The sequence below is a fragment of the Pontimicrobium sp. MEBiC01747 genome (genome assembly GCF_053601635.1).
In genome coordinates this window covers 1-307 of record NZ_JBSHNS010000275.1, presented here as the reverse complement: position 1 = coordinate 307, position 307 = coordinate 1, and the positions used below count along the sequence as shown (strand labels likewise).

The window sequence follows — 307 nt, the reverse complement described above, 5'->3', positions numbered from 1 at the left end:
TTCCATCGGTATCTGGGTCTGGGCCTGTTTCTAAGTGATCTGCTGTGGTGTTACTATCGCTGTCTGCTCCTGTGGCTGGGTAGCTGGCTGCTACGACTGTTCCGTTAGTATTGACTGCTGCTGGGTCGGTGCCATATTGTCCGCCATCGCCGCCATCGGCTGTGTTGTCTCCATAGTATTCGTTAGCGTCTGAGCAGCCATCGTCATCACTGTCACTGTCTAAGAAATCGGGTAGGTTTTCGCCTACGTTACCATCGGTATCGGTTGGGCTTGATACGCCTGTGCCTGCACTGCTTGGGATTCCTGT

The 307-nt window shown here is 53.4% G+C and carries 1 pseudogene; it reads right to left on the bottom strand.

What is annotated here, in order from left to right:
• Nucleotides 1-307, bottom strand: a pseudogene (locus ACVC2P_RS09055) (hypothetical protein); the annotation flags it as partial.